Source organism: Curtobacterium sp. PhB130 (assembly GCF_003755165.1).
In the GTDB taxonomy this organism is placed as follows: Bacteria; Actinomycetota; Actinomycetes; order Actinomycetales; family Microbacteriaceae; genus Curtobacterium.
In genome coordinates this window covers 128,663-148,136 of the sequence record NZ_RKII01000010.1, presented here as the reverse complement: position 1 = coordinate 148,136, position 19,474 = coordinate 128,663, and the positions used below count along the sequence as shown (strand labels likewise).

The following is a 19,474-nucleotide window of genomic DNA, read 5'->3' as shown; positions in this document are numbered from 1 at the left end:
TCACGGGTCCCACCCCGTCAAGGGGCAGGACTCACTGGATGATGGGTCTCATTTCGAGCCGCTCATCAGTTGTCCATAAGCCGTTCAGCCTGTTCTGTCGTGTCCGGGCGCTCTTCTGCAACGTCCTGCGCCGCGTGGTTGGGTCCCACGTCGGGCAGGCTCCGCAGGTGATCGAGCACCGCAGACGTGTCCGGTTCACGTTCCAGCCGCAGCGCCCGGCGGAAAGCCTTGCGCTTGACGGCCAGTTCGTACGCTTCGACGGTCGGTGTGAGCCACGCTCCCCGGCCCGGCATGACTGCCTTCGGATCCGCCACCACACGGTCTTCGCCAAGGGCGACGACTCGGAGGAGGGAGGATCGGGGCGCGCGACGACGACTGCCGATGCACGTTCTGACGGCGACCACTCTACTCCTCCCCTCTGACGACCGCGATCCGGCGCGCCCGGATCCGCATCGCCACGGGCGAAACGCCGTGCGCCGACGCGGTCCGACGCGCGTTCTCGGACTTGTCGATCAGGACTCGTCGTCGTCCAGGATCGAGTCCGGCTGGATGTCGATGCGCGCGCCCGTGAGCTTCGCGGCGAGACGGGCGTTCTGCCCTTCCTTGCCGATCGCGAGCGACAGCTGGTAGTCCGGCACCAGGGCGCGGACGGCCTTCGTCGAGACGTCGAGCACGAACGCGCTCGTCACCTTCGCCGGCGACAGCGCGCTCGCCACGAACGTCGCGAGGTCCGGGGACCAGTCCACGATGTCGATCTTCTCGGCACCGAGCTCCGTCGTCACGGCCCGCACGCGGGCGCCGAGCTCACCGATGCAGGCACCCTTGGCGTTCACGCCGGGCTCGTTCGCCTTGACCGCGAGCTTGGTGCGGTGACCGGCTTCGCGGGCCAGCGAGGTGATCTCCACCACGCCGGACGCGATCTCCGGGACCTCGAGCGCGAAGAGCTTCCGGACCAGGCCCGGGTGCGTGCGCGACACGATGATCTGCGGGCCCTTGGGGCCACGGCCGACGCTCGTCACGTACACGCGGATGCGCGAGCCGTGCGCGTAGGTCTCGCCGGGCACCTGCTCCTCGGGGGGCAGGATCGCCTCGACGGTGCCGAGGTCGACGTGCACCATCTTCGGGTTCGGGCCCTGCTGGACCACGCCCGCGACGATGTCGCCTTCCTTGCCGCGGAACTGGCCGAGGATCTTGTCGTCGCCGATGTCGCGGAGACGCTGGTTGATGACCTGCTTCGCCGCGAACGCCGCGATGCGACCGAAGTCGCTCGGCTGGTCGACGGCTTCACCGATGACGGTGCCTTCGTCGTCGCGCTCCGGCACGAAGACGCTGACCTCACCGGACTTGCGGTCGAGCTCGACCCGCGACTGCGCGTCCGCCGGCTCGCCGTTCTCGGCGGTGTGCTTGTGGTACGCGGTCAGGATGGCCGACTCGATGATCTGGACGAGTTCTTCGAACGGGATCTCCCGTTCACGCTCCATGAGTCGCAGGACTGCGAGATCGATCTTCACCGAGGGCCTCCGTATTCAGCTGAGTCGCTCCGGCGCACTGGTACCGCGCAGAAGTCGGCGTCCAGACTACCGCACTGCGGGTCGCGGACCGTGCCCGTCAACGGCCTGGAGGCTCGTGGCGGGGCCCGCCACGAGCCTCCAGGCCGTGTTCTCGGTCGCGACCAGTGCGCGACACGCCACCCGCTAGATCGCGCGGACCGCGTCCAACAGCTCGGCGACCGGCACCTCGGTGCGCTCGCCGCTCGCGCGGTTCCAGAGCTCGACGATGCCATCGGCCGCTCCGCGACCGGCGACGACGACGATCGGCATGCCGAGGAGCTCGGCGTCGCGGAGCTTCACCCCGGGCGAGACCTTCGGCCGGTCGTCGTAGAGGACGTCGAAGCGGTCGCCCTCGAGCTCGGCGACGACGCTCGTCGCCAGGTCGTAAGCCGTGGTGTCCCTGCCCGTCGCGACCACGTGCACGTCGAACGGTGCGACGTGCTTCGGCCAGGCGAGGCCCTTCTCGTCGTTGTGCGCCTCGGCGAGGATCGCGAGGATGCGCGTCACGCCGATGCCGTACGAGCCCATCGTGACGGTCACGAGCTTGCCGTTCTCGTCCTGCACCTTGAGCCCGAGGGCCTCGGCGTACTTGCGGCCGAGCTGGAAGACGTGCCCGATCTCCATGCCGCGCGCGGTCTCGAGCGGGCCGGAGCCGTCGGGTGCCGGGTCGCCGGCGCGGACGTCGGAGACCTCGGCGACGCCGTCGGCGACGAAGTCACGGCCGGCGACCAGGCCGGACACGTGCACGCCGCGCTCGTTCGCGCCGGTCAGCCACGCGGTGCCGTCGACGACGCGCGGGTCGACGAAGTAACGGATGCCGGTCGCGCTGTCCGCGCCGAGCACCTGCGGGCCGATGTAGCCCTTCACGAGGCCCTTGTGCTTCCGGAAGTCGTCGTCGCCGGCGGCTTCGACCTCGGCCGGGGCGAACGCCACCTCGGCGCGCTTGAGGTCCACGTCGCGGTCGCCGGGGAGGCCGACCACGACGACCTCACGCGTGCCGTCGAGGTGGGTCAGCGCCAGCACGACGTTCTTCAGCGTGTCGGCAGCAGTCCACGGCGCGCCGTCGCGCGGGGCGACCTGGTTCGCGTGGTCGACGAGCGTCTGGATGGTCGGGGTGTCGGCGGCGGGGAGCAGCACCGACTCGGGCTGGCCGTCGATCGGCAGCGCGGCGGGGACCGGGGTGACGTAGGCCTCGACGTTGGCCGCGTAGCCGCCGGCGCTCCGGACGAACGTGTCCTCCCCGACGGCGATCGGGTGCAGGAACTCCTCGGACTTGGAGCCGCCCATCGCGCCGGCGTCGGCCTTGACGATCGCGTACTCGAGGCCGAGGCGGGCGAAGATGCGCTCGTAGGCGTCGCGCATCGTCTGGTAGCTCGTGTCGAGCCCCTCGTCGGTGACGTCGAAGGAGTAGGCGTCCTTCATCGTGAACTCGCGGCCGCGGAGGAGACCCGCACGGGGCCGCGCTTCATCGCGGTACTTGTCCTGGATCTGGAACAGCGTGACGGGGAGGTCCTTGTACGAGGAGTAAAGGTCCTTCACCAGGAGCGCGAAGAGCTCTTCGTGCGTCGGGGCGAGGAGGTAGTCGGCGCCCTTGCGGTCCTGCAGACGGAAGATGCCGTCGCCGTACTCGGTCCAGCGGTTCGTCGCCTCGTACGGCTCGCGCGGGGCGAGCGCCGGCAGCAGCACCTCTTGTGCACCGGCCGCCTGCATCTCGTCGCGGATGATCCCCTCGATGCGCGCGCGGACGCGGAGTCCGAGCGGCAGCCAGGCGAAGATGCCGGGGGCCTGGCGACGGATGTACCCGGCGCGGACGAGCAGCTTGGCGCTCGTCACCTCGGCGTCGGAGGGGTCGTCGCGGAGCGTACGGAGGAACAGATGCGAAAGCCGAGTGACCACGGGGCAAGCCTACCGGCGGTGCCGGAGCCTGCTCGCGCGCCTGGCTACGAGGTGACGACGAGCGGCTTGCCGGTCTCGGCTGCCGGGCCCATCTCGTCGGCGAGGCGGTTCGCCTCTTCGATGAGGGTCGCGACGATCTCGGACTCCGGCACGGTCTTGATGACCTGGCCCTTGACGAAGATCTGGCCCTTGCCGTTGCCGGAGGCGACACCGAGGTCGGCTTCGCGGGCTTCACCGGGACCGTTGACGACGCAGCCCATCACGGCGACGCGCAGCGGGACGGTCATGCCCTCGAGCCCCGAGGTGACGTCGTTCGCGAGCTGGTAGACGTCGACCTGCGCGCGGCCGCAGCTCGGGCAGGAGACGATCTCGAGCTTGCGTTCGCGGAGGTTCAGCGACTGCAGGATCTGCAGGCCGACCTTCACCTCCTGCGCAGGGGGTGCCGACAGGGACACGCGGATGGTGTCGCCGATGCCTTCACCGAGGAGGATGCCGAACGCCGTGGCGCTCTTGATCGTGCCCTGGAACTCCGGGCCGGCCTCGGTCACGCCGAGGTGCAGCGGCCAGTCACCGCGCTCGGCGAGCTGGCGGTACGCCTTGACCATCACGATCGGGTCGTTGTGCTTGACCGAGATCTTGAAGTCGTGGAAGTCGTGCTCCTCGAACAGGGAGGCTTCCCACACCGCGGACTCGACGAGCGCTTCCGGGGTGGCCTTGCCGTACTTCTGGAGCAGGCTCGGTTCGAGCGACCCGGCGTTCACGCCGATGCGGAGGCTGACGTTCGCCGCCTTGGCCGCCGCCGCGATGGCGCCGACCTGGTCGTCGAACTTGCGGATGTTGCCCGGGTTCACGCGGACCGCGGCGCAGCCGGCGTCGATCGCCTGGAAGACGTACTTCGGCTGGAAGTGGATGTCCGCGATCACCGGGATCTGCGACTTCTTCGCGATGATCGGCAGCGCGTCGGCGTCGTCCTGGCTGGGGACGGCCACGCGCACGATGTCGCAGCCGGAGGCGGTGAGCTCGGCGATCTGCTGCAGGGTCGCGTTGATGTTCGTCGTCGGTGTCGTGGTCATCGACTGCACGGACACCGGCGCGTCACCACCGACCAGCACCTTGCCGACCCTGATCTGGCGGGACTTGCGGCGGGGGGCGAGGGTTTCGGGGGCCTTGGGCATACCGAGATTCACTGCGGGCACGATTCGAACTCTACGCGCTCGTGCCGACACGACCGCGCGCTGGCTCACAGGGTGTCGACGACGGTGACGAGCGGGCCGTACAGCCGCATCACGTCGAGCGCCCGTTCGTGGTCCGCGTCGCTGACCCCGGCGCACGCGTCCGCCACGACGGTCACCCGGACGCCCGCGTCCGCCGCCGCCAACGCGGTCGACAGCACGCAGCAGTCGGTCGAGACGCCGGTGAGCACCAGGTGCTGCTGGTCACCGACGACGGCCTGGAGGCTCGTCCCCCACTTGCCGAACGTCGTCGCGGTGACGACGGGGCCGTCCAGTGCCGCGAACGGCTCCGTCAGGTCGTACAGCGGGTCGTCCGCGGGCACCAGCGCGAAGGGCCAGTCCCGGTAGTAGTCGACCCACGCCCCCTGCGGGTGCTCCGGCGCGACGAAGCGGGTGCACACCGTGCGGCCGGCGAACCGCGGCATGAGGCGCTCGATGCCCGCTGCGGCTCGGTCGTACCCCGGGGTCGCCCATGGGCTGTCCCCGGTGAACACGTGCTGCATGTCGATCGCGACGAGCCAGGCGCCGTCGGTGTCCAGCTGGGTCATGCCCGGGGTCCCTGAGCGCTCGTCCCGGACTCCCGCGTGACCGTCCCGGCCTCCTGGCGCCGGATCGCGCCGCGGGAGAAGAGCGTGCCGACGAAGCCGACGACCAGGGCCACGAGCACGCCGAGGTTCGCGTACGCCCACGCGCCGTCCCGCCCGCCGAGGCCGAACGGCTCCAGCAGGTACCCCTGCCAGTTGAGCCAGGACGGCACGCCGTACGTGTTCGTCACGAGCCCCCAGCCGAGCGCGGTCCCCAGGACGACGAGCCCGATCGCGCCCCACCGGACGTCGCCGTAGCGGCCGTGACGGTCGTGCAGCTCCGCCTCGGCGTACGCCGTCCGGCGCAGGACGACGTCGGCCACGAACACCCCGCACCAGGCGGCGATCGGGACACCGAGCGTCACGAGGAACGCCTGGAACGGCGAGATGAAGTCGGTGGCGAAGAACACCACGTACACGGCGCCGGCGATCATGAACACGCCGTCCACCCCGGCCGCCACCGGCCGCGGGATCCGGATGCCCGCGCTCAGGAGCGCCAGGCCCGACGAGTAGATGTCGAGCACCGCGCCGCCGACGAGCCCGAGGATCGCGACGATCGCGAACGGGATGAGGAACCAGACCGGCAGCAGCGTCGTCAGCGCCCCGATCGGGTCGGCGCTGATCGCCGTGTTGAGGTCCTTCGACGAGCCGGCGAGCAGGATCCCCACGACGACCAGGACGGCCGGCGCGAGCGCACCGCCGAAGGTCGTCCACCAGACCACGCCACCGGTCGACGACGACCGCGGCAGGTACCGCGAGTAGTCCGCGGCGGCGTTCACCCAGCCGAGCCCGAAGCCGGTCATCACGAGGACGAGGGCGCCGATCACGTTCTGCCCGCTGCCCGCCGGCAGGGCCCCGATCGCGCCGAGGTCGATCGACGGTGCGACGAGCACGATGTAGACGACCGTCAGGACCGCGGTGATGACGGTGATCCACGTCTGGAGGCGCATGATCACGTCGAACCCGGCGATGCCCGCGCCGATCACGAGCGCGGCGACGACGACCAGGGCGACGAGCTTCGTCACGACCCCGTCGTCCCAGCCCAGCTCGCGGAAGACCGTCGACGTCGCGAGGACCGCCAGCGCTGCCAGGGACGTCTCCCACCCGACGGTGAGGATCCAGCTGAGGAACGACGGCAGCCGGTTCCCCCGGACACCGAACGCGGCACGGCTGAGGACCATCGTCGGGGCGGACCCACGCTTGCCGGCGATCGCCACGATCCCGCAGAGCAGGAACGAGAACACCACGCCGACGACCGCGACGATCGTGGCCTGAGCGGCGGAGATGCCGAAGCCGAGGACGAACGAGCCGTAGCTCAGGCCGAGCACGGAGATGTTCGCCGCGAACCACGGCCAGAACAGCCCGCGCGGGCGCCCCTTCCGCTCGGACTCGGCGATGACGTCGATGCCCTGCCGCTCGACGGTGCGGACCTCGGGCGCTGTGCTCATGGGCTGAGCGTAGCGGCGTCGTGCGTCCTGGTACCGGCGCGGGCTAGCCGAAGAGGTTGACCGGCCGGACGATGTCGGCGTAGATCAGCAGCGCGCTCATCCCGGCGAGGAGCACCACGACCGCCATCGTCAGCGGCATCGTCTTCGCGAGGTCGATCGGACCCGGGTCCGCCTTGCCGACGAGCTTGAACGACCGGCGCTTCACGGCCTCCCACAGTGCACCCGCGATGTGCCCGCCGTCGAGCGGCAGGAGCGGCACCATGTTGAGGACGAACAGCCCGATGTTCAGCGAGGCGAGCAGACCGAGGATCGTGTAGATCTTGTCGACCACCGGCACGCCGCTCATCGAGGACACCGTGCCGATCGCACGACCGACGCCGACCACCGAGACCGGGCTGTCGGCGGAGCGCGCCTGGCTGCCGAACGCCGCGTTCCACACCGCGACGAGCCGCTGCGGCAGGTCGATGATGAGGTGCGCGGACGCGGCGATCTGCGCGCCGGTCGCCGGCAGGACGGAGGTCACGGGCTGCCGCACCAGCGTCTGGCCGATCGAAACGCCGACCACGCCGACCTGCTGCGTCTTCGTGGTGCCGTCGTCGTTCTTGACGACCTTGCCCTCGGCGTCGTACACGTCGCGGGTGGCGAGGGCCGGCGTGACCTCGAGCGTCTTCCGCGAGCCGTCGCGCTCGACGACCACCGTGACCGACTTGCCCGCGGCCTTCTGGAACGTGTCCGACACCTGGGTGATGGTCGGGTCCTCGACCCCGCCGACCGCCAGGACGACGTCACCGGACTCGATGCCGGCTTCCTTCGCCGGGGACACCGCGTCGTTCGGGGAGCACGTCGTGGTCGCCGTCGTCGGCAGCACGCAGTCGACGCTCGAGGTGAACGTCGTCGTCGGGGCGCCGAAGCCGACCAGCAGCACGCCGAAGAGCACGATGCCGATCACGAGGTTCATCGCCGGACCCGCGACCATCACGATGATGCGCTTCCAGGGCGTGAGCCGGTAGAACGCACGGGAGTCGTCCCCGCCGGCCTCGGCGATCTGCTCGGCACTGGCCTGGCGGGCGTCCTGCACGAACGCGCTGTACATGCCGGTGTTCGTGATCGCCCGGCCCGAGGCGCGGGGCTTCAGCATCCCGACCATGGAGATGTAGCCACCCAGCAGGATCGGTCGGATGCCGTACTCCGTCTCGCCGCGACGGAACGACCACATCGCCTTGCCGAACCCGAGCGAGTACTGCGTCACCTTGACGCGGAACAGCTTCGCGAACGCGAGGTGACCGAGCTCGTGGAGCCCGATCGAGATCAGCAGGCCGACGATGAAGACGACCACGCCGAGGACGAAGAGGAGCACGGTTCCGACGGTCACCGGACGAGCGTACGGGACGCAGCCAAAGAACCAGCCGAGCGTGCGCTGGGTGGTGGGTCGAGCCTCCCGGCCAGACGCGTGTCAGCGCTGCCCGTCCGTCAGCGTGCCAACGCGCGGTCGGCGGCGTCGCGCGCCCAGCGCTCCGCGGCGAGCACACCCTCGAGGGACGACTCCCCCGGCGTGTGCGACTCCACGATCCGCTCGACCGTGTCCACGATGTCGAGGAACCCGATCGCACCGGCGTGGAACGCCGCGACCGCCTGCTCGTTCGCCGCGTTGAAGACCGCCGGGTACGTCCCGCCGAGCACCCCGACGCGCTTCGCGAGCGCGACCGCGCCGAACGCATCGGTGTCGAGCGGCTCGAACGTCCAGGTGCTCGCCGTGGTCCAGTCGAGCGGGACGCCCACACCGGGCACGCGGTGCGGCCACGCCAGGCCGAGCGCGATCGGCAGGCGCATGTCCGGCGGGGACGCCTGCGCGATCGTCGAACCGTCGGTGAACTCGACCATCGAGTGCACGATCGACTGCGCGTGCACCGTGACGTCGATGCGGTCGTAGGGGACGCCGAAGAGCAGGTGCGCCTCGATCACCTCGAGGCCCTTGTTCACCAGCGTCGCCGAGTTCGTGGTGACCACGAGGCCCATGTCCCACGTCGGGTGGGCGAGCGCCTCGGCCGGGGTGACGCCCTGCAGCTCGTCGCGCGAACGGCCACGGAACGGTCCGCCGCTCGCCGTCAGGACCAGGCGCCGGACTTCGGCGTCGGTGCCGGAACGGAGCGCCTGCGCGATGGCGGAGTGCTCGCTGTCGACCGGGACGATCTGGCCGGGCGCCGCGGCAGCCTGCACGAGCGCGCCGCCGACGATCAGGCTCTCCTTGTTCGCCAGGGCCAGCGTCGCGCCGGTCTCGAGCGTGGCGAGCGTCGGGCCGAGGCCGACGGAGCCGGTGATGCCGTTGAGGACGACGTCCGCCTCGACGCTCCGGACGAGGCGCTCGGCGTCGGCGGCGCCGAGTGCGGTGTCGCGGACCCCGTGGGCGGCGGCCTGTTCGGCCATGAGGTCGGCGTTGGACCCCGCGGTGAGGCCGACGACCTCGAAGCGGTCGGGGTTCCGCTCGATGACGTCGAGCGCCTGGGTGCCGATCGACCCCGTGCTGCCGAGGAGGACGACGCGGCGGCGGGTCGTCGCGGCTGCCCCCGTGGTCATCGCGGCTGCACCCTGGGTCATCGGGTCAGCCCTTGGCGAGGATGTCGACGACGAAGACGAGCGTCGCGTTCTTCGGGATGTCAGAGCCCTCGGGCGGCGTCGAGCCGTAACCGTCGGTCGGCGTGACGACGATCATCACCTGGGAACCGATCTTCTGGCCGACGAGACCGGTCACGAAGCCCTTGATGAGGGACCCCTCGGCGACCGTGAACGTCGTCGGCGCACCCTTCGACCAGGAGGAGTCGAACTCCTTGCCCGTGTCGTAGAGGACGCCCTTGTACTGCACGAGTGCGGTGTCGCCGTCGGCGATCTCGTCACCGGTGCCCTGCTTGATGACCTCGGCCGTGGTCTTCGACGGCGCGTCCACCTTCGGGATCGTGATCTCCGGCTCGCCGTCGGCCTTGTCCTTCACGGTCGGGAGCTTCGGGTCCTGGGTCTGCGCCGCACCCGTGGACTTGGTCGGCGTCTGCGCGATGACGTCCGCGACGACCACGATGTTGCCGCCCGTGTTGAAGCCGAGCGCCGAGGAAGCGCCGACGGCGGCGATGCGGTCGCCGACGTGCGAGCAGGCGAGCAGCGCGCCGAAGCCGGTCCCGCCGACGGAGAGCACCTGCGCGTTGCCCTGGTCGAAGCCGACCGTGCCGAGCGCCTTCGCCGTGGACGCCTTGTAGACGCTGTAGGCGACCTGGACGTAGTCGCCGTCCTTCAGTGCCGCGCCGGAACCCTTGATCACGGTGGTGGCCTGCGGCGGGGTCGCCTTCAGGCCCTTGTCGAACGTGACCGTCGGGGCCTTCGTGCCACCGAAGTCACCGGACACGTCGATCGCGGCGGAGGACTTGCCGGGCTTCGGGCAGCTGGTGATCGCGGAGGCCGTCGCGCTCGCGGAGGCGGTGGCGGACGCAGAGGCGTCGCTCGAGCCGGAGCCGGAGCAGGCGGCGAGCCCGAGGACGACGACGGGAACGAGGGCGATCGGGAGCAGGCGGAGACGCTTCACGGGGACCTAGTCTGCCTCACGCTTCGATGAGTCCGCTCCGAGTGCGTCTGCGTCGACGGTCTCCTGCACGCGGGTCACCGGCTCGTGGTGCACCGGGAAAGCGACGGAGCGGGCGATGAAGCAGAGGGCGTTCGCGGCGGCGTGGGCGGCTTCGGCGTCCGCGACCCGGTCCGCCTCGGCGATGGTCACGACGGGGTGCAGCGTCGCGCCGGTCAGCTCGCCGGAGCCGTCGCGGTTGAGGTTCAGCGTCGCGGTCGCACGGTCTTCGTACGCCAGGACCGTGAAGCCCTGGGTGACGGCGACGTGCAGGTAGCTGAGCATGTGGCACTGCGCGAGCGCTGCGGTGACGAGCTCCTCCGGGTTCCAGCGGTCGCGGTCGCCGCGGAAGGTCGGGTCGGCCGAGCCGGGCAGGTCCGGCTTGCCCGCGGCGGTGACGACGTGCTCGCGGCCGTACTCGCGGTACCCGCTGGTGCCGGTCCCGCGGTCGCCGGTCCACCGGATCGCGACTTCGTAGCTGTGGTCCTGCATGGCAACTCCCTGGTCCGTCGGCGTGCGGTGCGGTGCCGAGCCGTCCGTCGGCGTGCGGTGCGCCACCGAGCCGTCCGTCGGCGTCGTTCGGTCTCGGTACGATCGTCGACATGACGGGAAGCACCGATGTCCGCACCGACCGCCATCCTCTCACCGCAGCGGGGTCCGTCGAGCTGGCGGTGCTCGAGCGCTCCGGGTTCGACGAGAGCCGCCACGTCGGCGCCGGTGTCGTCGTCGATGCTAGCGGCACGGTGATCGACTCCGTCGGGGACATCGGCGCGAGCATCTACCCGCGGTCCACGATGAAGCCGTTCCAGGCGCTGGCGGTCCGCCGTGCCGGTGCGGTGTTCCACGACGCCGAACTCGTCCTCACCACGGCGAGTCACGCCGGGACGCCGTCGCACCAGGCGGTCGTGCAGCACATGCTCGAGTCCTTCGACCACGTCGAGGCCGACCTGGGGTGCCCGCCGGACATGCCCTACGACCGCGCCACCGGACGCACCATGACCGAGCCCCGGCGCCTGACGATGAACTGCTCCGGCAAGCACGCCGGCATGCTCGCCGCGTGCCGGGTGAACGGCTGGCACGAGGCCACCTACCTCGACATCGACCACCCGATGCAGCGCATCGTGCGTTCCACCGTGGAGGACGCCACCGGCGAGACCGTCGACGTCGTCGGCATCGACGGGTGCGGCGCCCCGGTGTTCCCGCTGACGCTCACCGGCCTGGCTCGGGGCATCGCCGGCCTGGTGCGGCGCGCCGACGCCGACTCCGCGGAGCTCACCGACGCGGTGCTCGCGAACGCGTGGGCGATCGACGGCGTGGGCCGCGCGAACACCGTCACGATCGAACGGCTCGGGCTCGTCGCGAAGCTCGGCGCCGAGGGCGTCATGGTGATGGGGAAGCCCGGCGGGGCGGCCGTCGTCGTCAAGGTCCTCGACGGAGCGCTCCGCGCCGGGACCCTCGCCGCGCTGACCATGCTGGAGCGCAACGGTGTCGTCCCGGCGGACGGCGTGGCCGACGTGCTCGCGGCCACCGGCGAGAAGGTGCTCGGCGGCGGGGTGCGCGTCGGGGCGATCCGACCGGGTGCCGGGCTGCGCTGACCAGCACTCGGTCACGGCGGACCAGCCGGGCCGTCGAGGACCGGCAGGCGTGGCAGGACCCGCGTGCTCGCGCGCGCGTCCGGGTCGCTGCGGACGGCGCACCCGTAGCGCGTGACGTCGATGGTCGGCGACCGCTGCCGCGGGGTGCTCCGGAGGTCGGGCACCAGCACGACCGACCCCACGCGCTGGCCCGCCTGGTCGACGACCACCGCGACGGCGACTCCGTCGGGCAGCGCACCCGCTGACGGACCGACCGTGCGGAGTTCGTCGTCACCCGTGGCACAGCGACCGAGTTCGGCCGCCAGGGCCACGAACACCCCGACCGCGAGCGCGCCCCGACCGACGACGACGATGCCGGTCGCCGCGTCGAGTCCGACCGGGCTGCCGTCGGACGCCGAACCCACCGACAGTGAACGCGGGTCGGCGGCCGGCGGTGCACGCGTTCCCGACGTGGTAGGTGCGCGGACGTCGACCGCGGCGACGTCAGGGCGTGTGGGAACGCTCCGCACGAGCAAGGCGATGACCACCAGGCAGGCGGCGGCAGCCAGCGTGGCGACGGCGCCGACGACCCGGTCGGACCCGACCACGGCGAGCACGACCGCTGCCACGATCACCACGCTCCGGACGAGCACCACCCTCATGCGCACCAGTCCAGCGCACCCGTCGGCCCCTGGACGCAGATCGACGGCACCGGTGGAGAACCGATGCCGTCGAGGTGTCTGTGCAGGAACGGAGCGCCGTGCAGGAGCGGGTCACTGCACGAGGAAGAACTGCTCCCCCACGTCCACGCGCGCACCGCGCTCGACACGGTAGCGACGGCCCGGCTCGCACCGGCGGATGGACCCGTCGATGTGCCGGATCACCGAACCGTTGCCGGAGAACCGGTCCGACACCCACAGGTCGTCCCCGTCGCGCCCGAGCTCGAGGTGCGTCTTCGACACGGACTTGCCCGGGTCGTGGATCGTCAGCAGGTCGTCGAACCGCTCGCCCGGCTCCGGGCGGGGCAGGCGCCCGAGGAGTCCGGTGCCGTGGACCCCGAGTCGCTCGCCGGTGCTGAAGTGCAGGACGAAGGGTGCGCGGGTCGGCGTCTTCGTGACGATGCGGGTCTCGTCCACGTCCTCGTCGAGCTGGGCGCTCTCGTCGGCGTCGGAGCTCGAGGGCGCGGCGTCCTCCGCTGGCTGCGGGAGCTCCGGCGTGGCTGCGCCGGGGATCGGCGGGAGCGGTGCGGCGGTCGGCACCATCGGCGTCGCGGAGAGGACCGGGCCGGACTCGTCCGGTGCGGGGACCGAGGACGGTGCGGTCGGTGATGCGGGGACCGAGGGTTCATCGACCGACGAGTCGACGGACGGGGCGTCGGCCGGGGCGTCGGACATGACCGAATCAGCCACCTCGTCCGCGACGATCTCGTCGAGATGCTCGGCGACCTCGTCGTCCTCGTCGTCGTCCGCGATCTCGTCGACGATCTCGTCGTCGGCGACCACGTCGTCCTGCGCCGCCCAGTCCGGGCGGGCGATCGGCAGCGGCATCACGGGGCCCGTGAAGGCAGCGGTCACGGCCGGGCGGACCGCCCCGCACTCGTTGCAGAAGATGTCGTCCGGCTCGAGTCGACTGCCGCACACGTGGCACGTCGTCGGCTGCGATCCCGGCTGCACCAGCGGCGTGGGGCGCGGTGGGCGCCGGTCGATCAGCGGCTCGACGGCCACGGTGTCCCCCGCCCGAGGAGCCTCGGGCGCTTCGGGAGCAGCAGGCGCTCCGGGTGCGGCGGAGTCCGTCGGCGACGGCGCCTCCGTGGGCGCAGCAACTGCGTCGTCGGCGGTGGCGGCACCGTCGGCCGGAGCCGCGGCGGCCTCGTCGGTCGACGCGGAGTCGTCGGTGTCCGGAGCGGCTTCCTCGGCGGGCTCGTCGGTCGCGCGGCCGATCCACCATGACGGAGCGCTCGGCGCCGGTGCGGCGGCAGGTTCCTCGGGTGCAGCCCAGAACGGCACCGCGGACTCCGCAGGAGCTGCGGGAGCAAGATCGGCCGGAGCAGGGGCAGGAGCAGGAGGAGGAGCCGGAGCCGGAGCGACGGGCGACGGGGCGGCTGCCGACGGCACCACGGGCGGCGCGTCCGCACGCGGCGCGACCCGGGTGATCTCCGGGTCGTCCTCGGCGAGGGCGGGTTCTGCGGGGAACGCATCGGGGTCGAGCGGCGGTTCAGCGGGCGCGGACGCCTGGACGGAGTCCACCGCGTCGACGGGGTCGGCGGCGTCGGCCGAGTCGGGCGCCCCGGTCCACTCGCCGAGTCCGCTGCCGGCACCGTGCACGTGCGTCGGCGCCGAGCGCGGGGCGAAGGAGTCCGGCGTCTGCACCGGGACCGGCGCGACCGGCTCGTTCCGGCGACGGTCGGCGCCGGTCAGCCACGCGCGGGTCGCCGGGTCGAGCGTCGACTCCGGCAACCACGCCTCGGCGGCAGGGTCGGGCCGGCGCCCGTGCGGGTCGGGCTGCTGGAGCGGCGGCGGGGTGCCCCGATCGACGGGCTCGGGGGCGACGGTCCGGCGGCTGGACGCCGTGTTCACCGCACGCCCGCACTCACCGCAGAAGATCGCCCCGTCGGGGAGCACCGATCCGCAGTGTTCGCATCTGATCACAGGTTGCCTCTGTCCTCATCCGGCCCGCTGCGACGCTCGGCGGGCCTCCGGACATCGTAGTCACCGTCGGCTCCGCGTCCGGGGCGCACGGCGCGGGCACGTCCCGCGACCGCCCGGCCGACGCGTGCGACGGCCGCCGGCCCGGTCCGGAGCGACCGGACCGAGACCGCGGTGCGGATCCGCTGCCGTCGGGTCCGGCCCTCCCGCAGTTGCCCGATCGCGGTGTCGGTCGCGTCCCACATCCGGTCCGCCGCGCGGTCGTCGGCGTCGCTCGGTCCGAACACCGCACGGTCCGCGAGTGCAGCGAGGCCGCTCCCGCCGTCACCGGGTGCGCTCACGGCGACCTCGCGCCGGGTGGCCGTCACCGGGACGTCCTCGCCCCGGTCGAGCAGGGCGTCGCGGTACTCGTCCCACGCGCCGGTGATCCGCGCGCGTGCGGTCGCCGCGCGACGTCGTCGACGCCGACGGACGCGCTTGACCAGGACGATCACGCCGAACGGCAGCAGCACGAGCGCCACGAAGGCGAGCGTCCCGATCACCCACGGCAGCGCCGCGAGGAGGATCTGCAACCACAACGGCGGCTGGTCAGGGGTGTTCCGGTCGCTCTGCGGCGGTGCCTGCTGGTCCTGGTCCTGCTGGTCGGCAGGGGGCGGCGGGACGACGGTCTCGGGGCGCGTGACCGGCTTCGGGGTCTGCTGCTGCTCCGCGGGGATCTCCCGGACGGCCGGGTTCGGGTTGATCGTCACCCAGCCCCACTGCGCGGTGTCCACCTCGATGCGGGCGGTCACGTCGGACCCGCGGAACGTCGTCGTCCCGGCGCTGCCGCTCGTCGACGCGGTGGTGCCGGAGTCCCCGCCGGCGGCGAACCCGAGCACCACGCGGGTCGGGAACCCGATGTCCTCGGCCATGAGCGCCGCGGCGACCGCGTACTGCTCCTGGTCGCCGAGCATCAGCGGGGACGTGAGGAGCTCCTGGATGCGGTCGGCTCCGTGCCCGGAGCGGCTGACGCGGTCGTCCCCCACACCGTGGCTGATGTAGCCGTTCTGCTTGAGTGCCCGGATCATCGCGATCAGCTTCGCGCCGTCGCTCCCGGCGTCGCTCGTCGTCGACTCGACGGTGTCGCGCACCGCATCCGGCACGTTGCGGGCTGCGGGCACGGCGGCGTCGCCGGGCTGCGCCTTCGCGAGCTGCTCGTCGGTCGGCTGGTCCGGCACGACGGCGGTGAGGTCGTAGCGGGTGCCGTCGTCGACCCCACCGAGGACCGCCCCGGTCCCCGTGGATGCGTTGTAGAAGAAGGAGCCGCGCTCACGGTCCCCAGCGCTGCCGCCGAACTCGACGCGTTCCAGGTCGCCGACGGTCGGCAGCCACACGCCGCTGTACCCGTCGACGGTCACGCCGACGTGCACCGTCGTGCCCCGGACCCCGCGCACGTCCACGGAGGTCGGCACCCGCTCGAACGTGCCGGACGCCGACGCGCCGTCCGTCCCGCCCACCCGGTACGTCACCCCGTCGTACGTGTCGAGCGTCGCGATCCGCACGAACCCGTTCTCCGGCAACCCCGTCACCCGCAACTGCGTGGTCTCTGCCTCGGTCGATTCCTCGTAGGCGCGGAACCCGCTGAGCGGGCTGACGTAGTCGCGCGGGTCGAACGGCTTCACCACGTCGGTCCGCGCCACGGTCCGTGGCGTGCTCGGCGGTGCGACGAGTCCGAGTCCGGTCGCGACGACGGCTGCCGCGACGACGGTCCCGGTGCCGACGAGCGCGGGACGGAGCACGGACCTGCCGACCGCGACGGGAGCGCCGATGGTCTCCGCCACCGCGACCGCGCGGCGCGCGTGCCGCACCGTCACCGCCCACACCAGGGCGATCGCGGTCAGCGCGACCGCGACCACGATCGACGTGTCCAGTCGGCTCGGCCCGACGACCACACCGGCCGCGAACAGGACCAGTGCCGGGATGCTCGCCAGTTCCTGCCGGGAGGCACGGGTCGCCACGCTCACGGCCGTCACCGTGGCGACGAGGAGCGTCACGAAGAACGGGACCAGCAGGGCCTCGTAGGTCCCGACCGGCAGGCTGATGGTGATCAGGCGCTTCCACCCGAGGGCGACGCCGGAGTACAGGTCGAGGAGCCCGTGGCCGGTGGGCAGGAGTCCGGCGGCCTGGCCGGGAACGGCAGCGGGGACGCCGGTGAGCGTGAACGCCGCGACCGTCGCGACGGCCACGACGACGGTCGGCAGCCGGAGCACCGCGCCGAGGAGGGCGATGAGCGTCCCGAACACGACGGCCGTGACCGCGGCGACGAGCATGCCACTGTTGCGGTAGATCGGCCACCACGCGACGCTGGCGACGGCGAGCAGGAGCCAGACGACGAGGGTGCCGCCGACGAGCCGGAACGGGGAGACCCGACGAGCGACGCGTCGGGCCGCGCGGCGGGTGGTCCGGCGCGGCGGGGTCGGGGCCGCCGGGGGTGCGGGTGCGACGGAGGGGGCGCTCATGCGGCGGCCGATCGGTGCAGCGCGAGACGGAGGTCGTCGAGGTAGCCGATGGTCATCACGGTCAGTCCGGGGACCCGCACGAAGCGCGGGACGGCCTCGGGTTCGCAGATCACCGCGACGACCTCGACCCCGATCGGGAACCGCGTGGCCGCGAGTCGGAGTGCCGGCAGCTCGACCGTCGAACCGACGACCAGGAAGGCGACGGAGATGCCCGCGGTGTCGTTGCCGACGATCCGGGCGACCTCCGCCACGGGCAGACAGGCGTCCGCGAGCGAGACCGTCGCGAAGTCGTCGAGCAGGCGCGTCGGCGTGATCGTGGGGAGCTCGTGCACGGCGTAGACCGGGCGCTTCGCGAACTCCGGGGTGCGCTCGGACACCACCACGGTCACCTCGCGGCCGTCGCGAACGGCCCGGCTGCCGAGGGACGCCGCCGCGCTGACCGCGAGCTCGAACTCCTCGTCGTCGGCGAACTCCGTCCGGGAGATCCCCAGCGCCACGACGAGGTGCGACCGCCGGGTGTCCTCGAACTGACGCACCATCAGGGCACCGGTCTTCGCCGTCGACTTCCAGTGGATCGTGCGGGGGTCGTCGCCCGGCATGTACTCGCGGATGGCGTGGAACGAGATGTCCGCCGGGGAGAGGTCCGTCGTCGCCTGGCCCTCCAGGTCTCGAACGAGGCCGGTGCTCGTCGCGGGGATCGCCACGGTCCGCGGGTGCACGATGACCTGCTCCCGCTCGGTCCACACGAGTTCGCGGCGCACCAGGCCGACCGGGTCCGCGCGGACACCGGTCACCGGGCCGACGTCCAGGACGCCGCGTCGCAGGGTCGGCACCGGGACGGCACGCTCGAACGTCCCGCGCGGGGCGATGGTCGGGATCGCGACGTCGACCAGGCCGCTGCCGACCGGGACCTCGACGGTGGTCGGGACGGACGGCAGCCGGGTGGGGTTCTCCGCGGTCACCGTGACACCGGCCTCGTCGCCGACCGCGACCCGCCGGACCGGCAGGCTCATCCGGATCAGCAACCGCGAACGGCCGATCAGCGCGACCGCCGCGACCACCACGAGCACGGCGCCGGCGAAGCCGACGACCACGACCTCACGCAGGCCGAAGCGGTACCCGACGACGAACGCGACGAGCGTGAGGACGGCCACGGTCCAGCCCAGACCGGTGACCACGGACGAGACCTCGTCCCAGGAGCGCGTGACGAGCCTCCAGACCGACCGCCACAGACGGACGACACCGACGACCGCATCCGCGGCCACCCCGTCACGGTCACCGACCAGGCGGGTGCGGACGTTCGTCAGGCCGGCGACCGTCCCCGTGCGCTCGTACGCCGTGCTCGTGCGACGCGACCGCGTCGACGAGGGGCGACGCGAGCGCGTGGAGACGGGCCGGCGGTCCGTCACGACGCGACCCGGTCCGCGGGCGGCGGGGTCTCCACGAGGAGCTGCGAGACGACACTGGTGGCGCTGACGCCGTCGAACTCGGCCTCCGCGTCGAGGACGAGACGGTGCGCGAGGACCGGCTCGGCGAGGGCCTTGACGTCGTCGGGGGTGACGTAGTGACGGCCGCTCAGCGCGGCGAACACGCGGGAGGCGCGCATCAGACCCATCGCACCGCGCACGCTGACGCCGAGGCGGACCTCGCTCGCCGCGCGCGTGGCGTCCACCAGGCGGGCGACGTAGTCCGCGATCGTCGCGTCCACGTGCACGGTCCGGGCGAGGGCGGCCATCTCGGTGATCGTCGCGGCGGGGACGACGCTCGCGAGCGGCACCGACGAGGACGGCGCGGAGGACGTCTCGAGGATCTTCACCGTCGCGGCGTGGTCCGGGTAGCCGATCGAGGTCTTCATGAGGAAGCGGTCGAGCTGGGCCTCCGGCAGGCGGTACGTGCCGGCCTGCTCGATGGGGTTCTGCGTCGCGATCACCATGAACGGGGCCGCCAGGCGGTGGTTGACGCCATCCACCGTGATCGCGGCCTCCTCCATCGCCTCGAGCAGTGCGGACTGGGTCTTCGGGCTCGCACGGTTGATCTCGTCCGCCAGGACGATGTTCGCGAACACCGGACCCCGGTGGAACTCGAACTCCTGGTTGCGCTGGTCGTACACGCTGATGCCGGTGATGTCGCCGGGGAGCAGGTCCGGGGTGAACTGGATGCGGTTCGTCGAGCCCTGGACGCTCTGCGCGAGTGCCCGCGCCATGCTCGTCTTGCCGGTGCCGGGGACGTCCTCGAGGAGGAGGTGGCCCTCGCTGAGCATCGCCGTGACCGCGAGGCGGATGACGAAGGTCTTCCCGAGGAGCACCTGCTCGACGTTGGTCACGATGCGGCCGGCGACGTCGGCGAACCAGGTGGCCTGCTCGGGGGTCATGCTCATGCGGGGAGTTCTCCTCGTGGTGTCGGTCGTGCCCCGGGGGCACGACTCACATTGTCGCTGGTCGAC

16 protein-coding genes are annotated in these 19,474 nt (G+C 72.0%); 1 reads left to right on the top strand and 15 read right to left on the bottom strand.

Annotated elements, in window-relative coordinates:
• Positions 1-65: 65 nt before the first annotated feature.
• The 10 genes from EDF24_RS16405 to EDF24_RS16360 all read right to left on the bottom strand — a co-directional run bounded on the left by EDF24_RS16405 (position 66) and on the right by EDF24_RS16360 (position 10,806).
• Entirely contained in the window at positions 66-404 is a 339-nt protein-coding gene (locus EDF24_RS16405; protein WP_123704276.1) for a YlxR family protein, read from the bottom strand.
• Between the two features lie 108 nt (positions 405-512).
• On the bottom strand, positions 513-1,511 hold the full coding sequence (gene nusA / locus EDF24_RS16400) for a transcription termination factor NusA (RefSeq protein WP_123653584.1): 999 nt from the start codon (positions 1,509-1,511) through the stop codon (positions 513-515).
• Between the two features lie 183 nt (positions 1,512-1,694).
• Positions 1,695-3,446, bottom strand: coding sequence for a proline--tRNA ligase (locus EDF24_RS16395; RefSeq protein ID WP_123704274.1), 1,752 nt, complete (start codon positions 3,444-3,446; stop codon positions 1,695-1,697).
• A gap of 44 nt (positions 3,447-3,490) precedes the next feature.
• Complete coding sequence (ispG, locus tag EDF24_RS16390; RefSeq protein WP_123653871.1) at positions 3,491-4,621, bottom strand: flavodoxin-dependent (E)-4-hydroxy-3-methylbut-2-enyl-diphosphate synthase; 1,131 nt, start codon at positions 4,619-4,621, stop codon at positions 3,491-3,493.
• Between the two features lie 65 nt (positions 4,622-4,686).
• Complete coding sequence (locus EDF24_RS16385; RefSeq protein ID WP_123704272.1) at positions 4,687-5,226, bottom strand: cysteine hydrolase family protein; 540 nt, start codon at positions 5,224-5,226, stop codon at positions 4,687-4,689.
• Entirely contained in the window at positions 5,223-6,710 is a 1,488-nt protein-coding gene (locus EDF24_RS16380; protein ID WP_123704270.1) for a cytosine permease, read from the bottom strand. The genes EDF24_RS16385 and EDF24_RS16380 overlap by 4 nt, the downstream gene beginning before the upstream one ends.
• A 43-nt stretch (positions 6,711-6,753) precedes the next feature.
• Positions 6,754-8,082, bottom strand: coding sequence for an RIP metalloprotease (locus tag EDF24_RS16375; RefSeq protein ID WP_185021699.1), 1,329 nt, complete (start codon positions 8,080-8,082; stop codon positions 6,754-6,756).
• Positions 8,083-8,180: 98 nt separating this feature from the next.
• Positions 8,181-9,305 (bottom strand): 1-deoxy-D-xylulose-5-phosphate reductoisomerase, encoded by a 1,125-nt coding sequence (gene dxr / locus EDF24_RS16370; RefSeq protein ID WP_260233480.1) that lies wholly within the window; start codon positions 9,303-9,305, stop codon positions 8,181-8,183.
• A 4-nt stretch (positions 9,306-9,309) separates the two neighbouring features.
• Positions 9,310-10,278: an FKBP-type peptidyl-prolyl cis-trans isomerase gene (locus EDF24_RS16365; protein WP_123653590.1), complete on the bottom strand. Its 969-nt coding sequence runs from the start codon at positions 10,276-10,278 to the stop codon at positions 9,310-9,312.
• A 6-nt stretch (positions 10,279-10,284) separates the two neighbouring features.
• Positions 10,285-10,806 (bottom strand): OsmC family protein, encoded by a 522-nt coding sequence (locus EDF24_RS16360; protein WP_123704387.1) that lies wholly within the window; start codon positions 10,804-10,806, stop codon positions 10,285-10,287.
• A gap of 110 nt (positions 10,807-10,916) precedes the next feature.
• Here EDF24_RS16360 and EDF24_RS16355 point away from each other — a divergent pair, with 110 nt between their 5' ends.
• Positions 10,917-11,909, top strand: a complete 993-nt coding sequence (locus tag EDF24_RS16355; RefSeq protein ID WP_123704268.1) for an asparaginase — start codon at positions 10,917-10,919, stop codon at positions 11,907-11,909.
• A gap of 11 nt (positions 11,910-11,920) precedes the next feature.
• Here the strand turns inward: EDF24_RS16355 and EDF24_RS16350 are convergent, their stop codons facing one another.
• From EDF24_RS16350 to EDF24_RS16330, 5 genes are all read right to left on the bottom strand, one after another.
• A complete protein-coding gene (locus tag EDF24_RS16350) occupies positions 11,921-12,550 on the bottom strand; it encodes a hypothetical protein (RefSeq protein ID WP_123704266.1) in 630 nt (209 codons plus the stop codon).
• A gap of 111 nt (positions 12,551-12,661) precedes the next feature.
• Positions 12,662-14,509: a hypothetical protein gene (locus tag EDF24_RS16345; RefSeq protein ID WP_123704264.1), complete on the bottom strand. Its 1,848-nt coding sequence runs from the start codon at positions 14,507-14,509 to the stop codon at positions 12,662-12,664.
• 23 nt (positions 14,510-14,532) lie between these two features.
• On the bottom strand, positions 14,533-17,031 hold the full coding sequence (locus EDF24_RS16340; protein ID WP_123704262.1) for a transglutaminaseTgpA domain-containing protein: 2,499 nt from the start codon (positions 17,029-17,031) through the stop codon (positions 14,533-14,535).
• Entirely contained in the window at positions 17,028-18,440 is a 1,413-nt protein-coding gene (locus EDF24_RS16335; protein ID WP_123704260.1) for a DUF58 domain-containing protein, read from the bottom strand. Before EDF24_RS16335 ends, EDF24_RS16340 begins: the two co-directional genes overlap by 4 nt.
• The gene (locus EDF24_RS16330; RefSeq protein WP_123653596.1) at positions 18,437-19,408 is read right to left on the bottom strand and encodes a MoxR family ATPase; all 972 of its coding nucleotides are present in this window, start codon (positions 19,406-19,408) and stop codon (positions 18,437-18,439) included. Before EDF24_RS16330 ends, EDF24_RS16335 begins: the two co-directional genes overlap by 4 nt.
• Positions 19,409-19,474 lie beyond the last annotated feature (66 nt).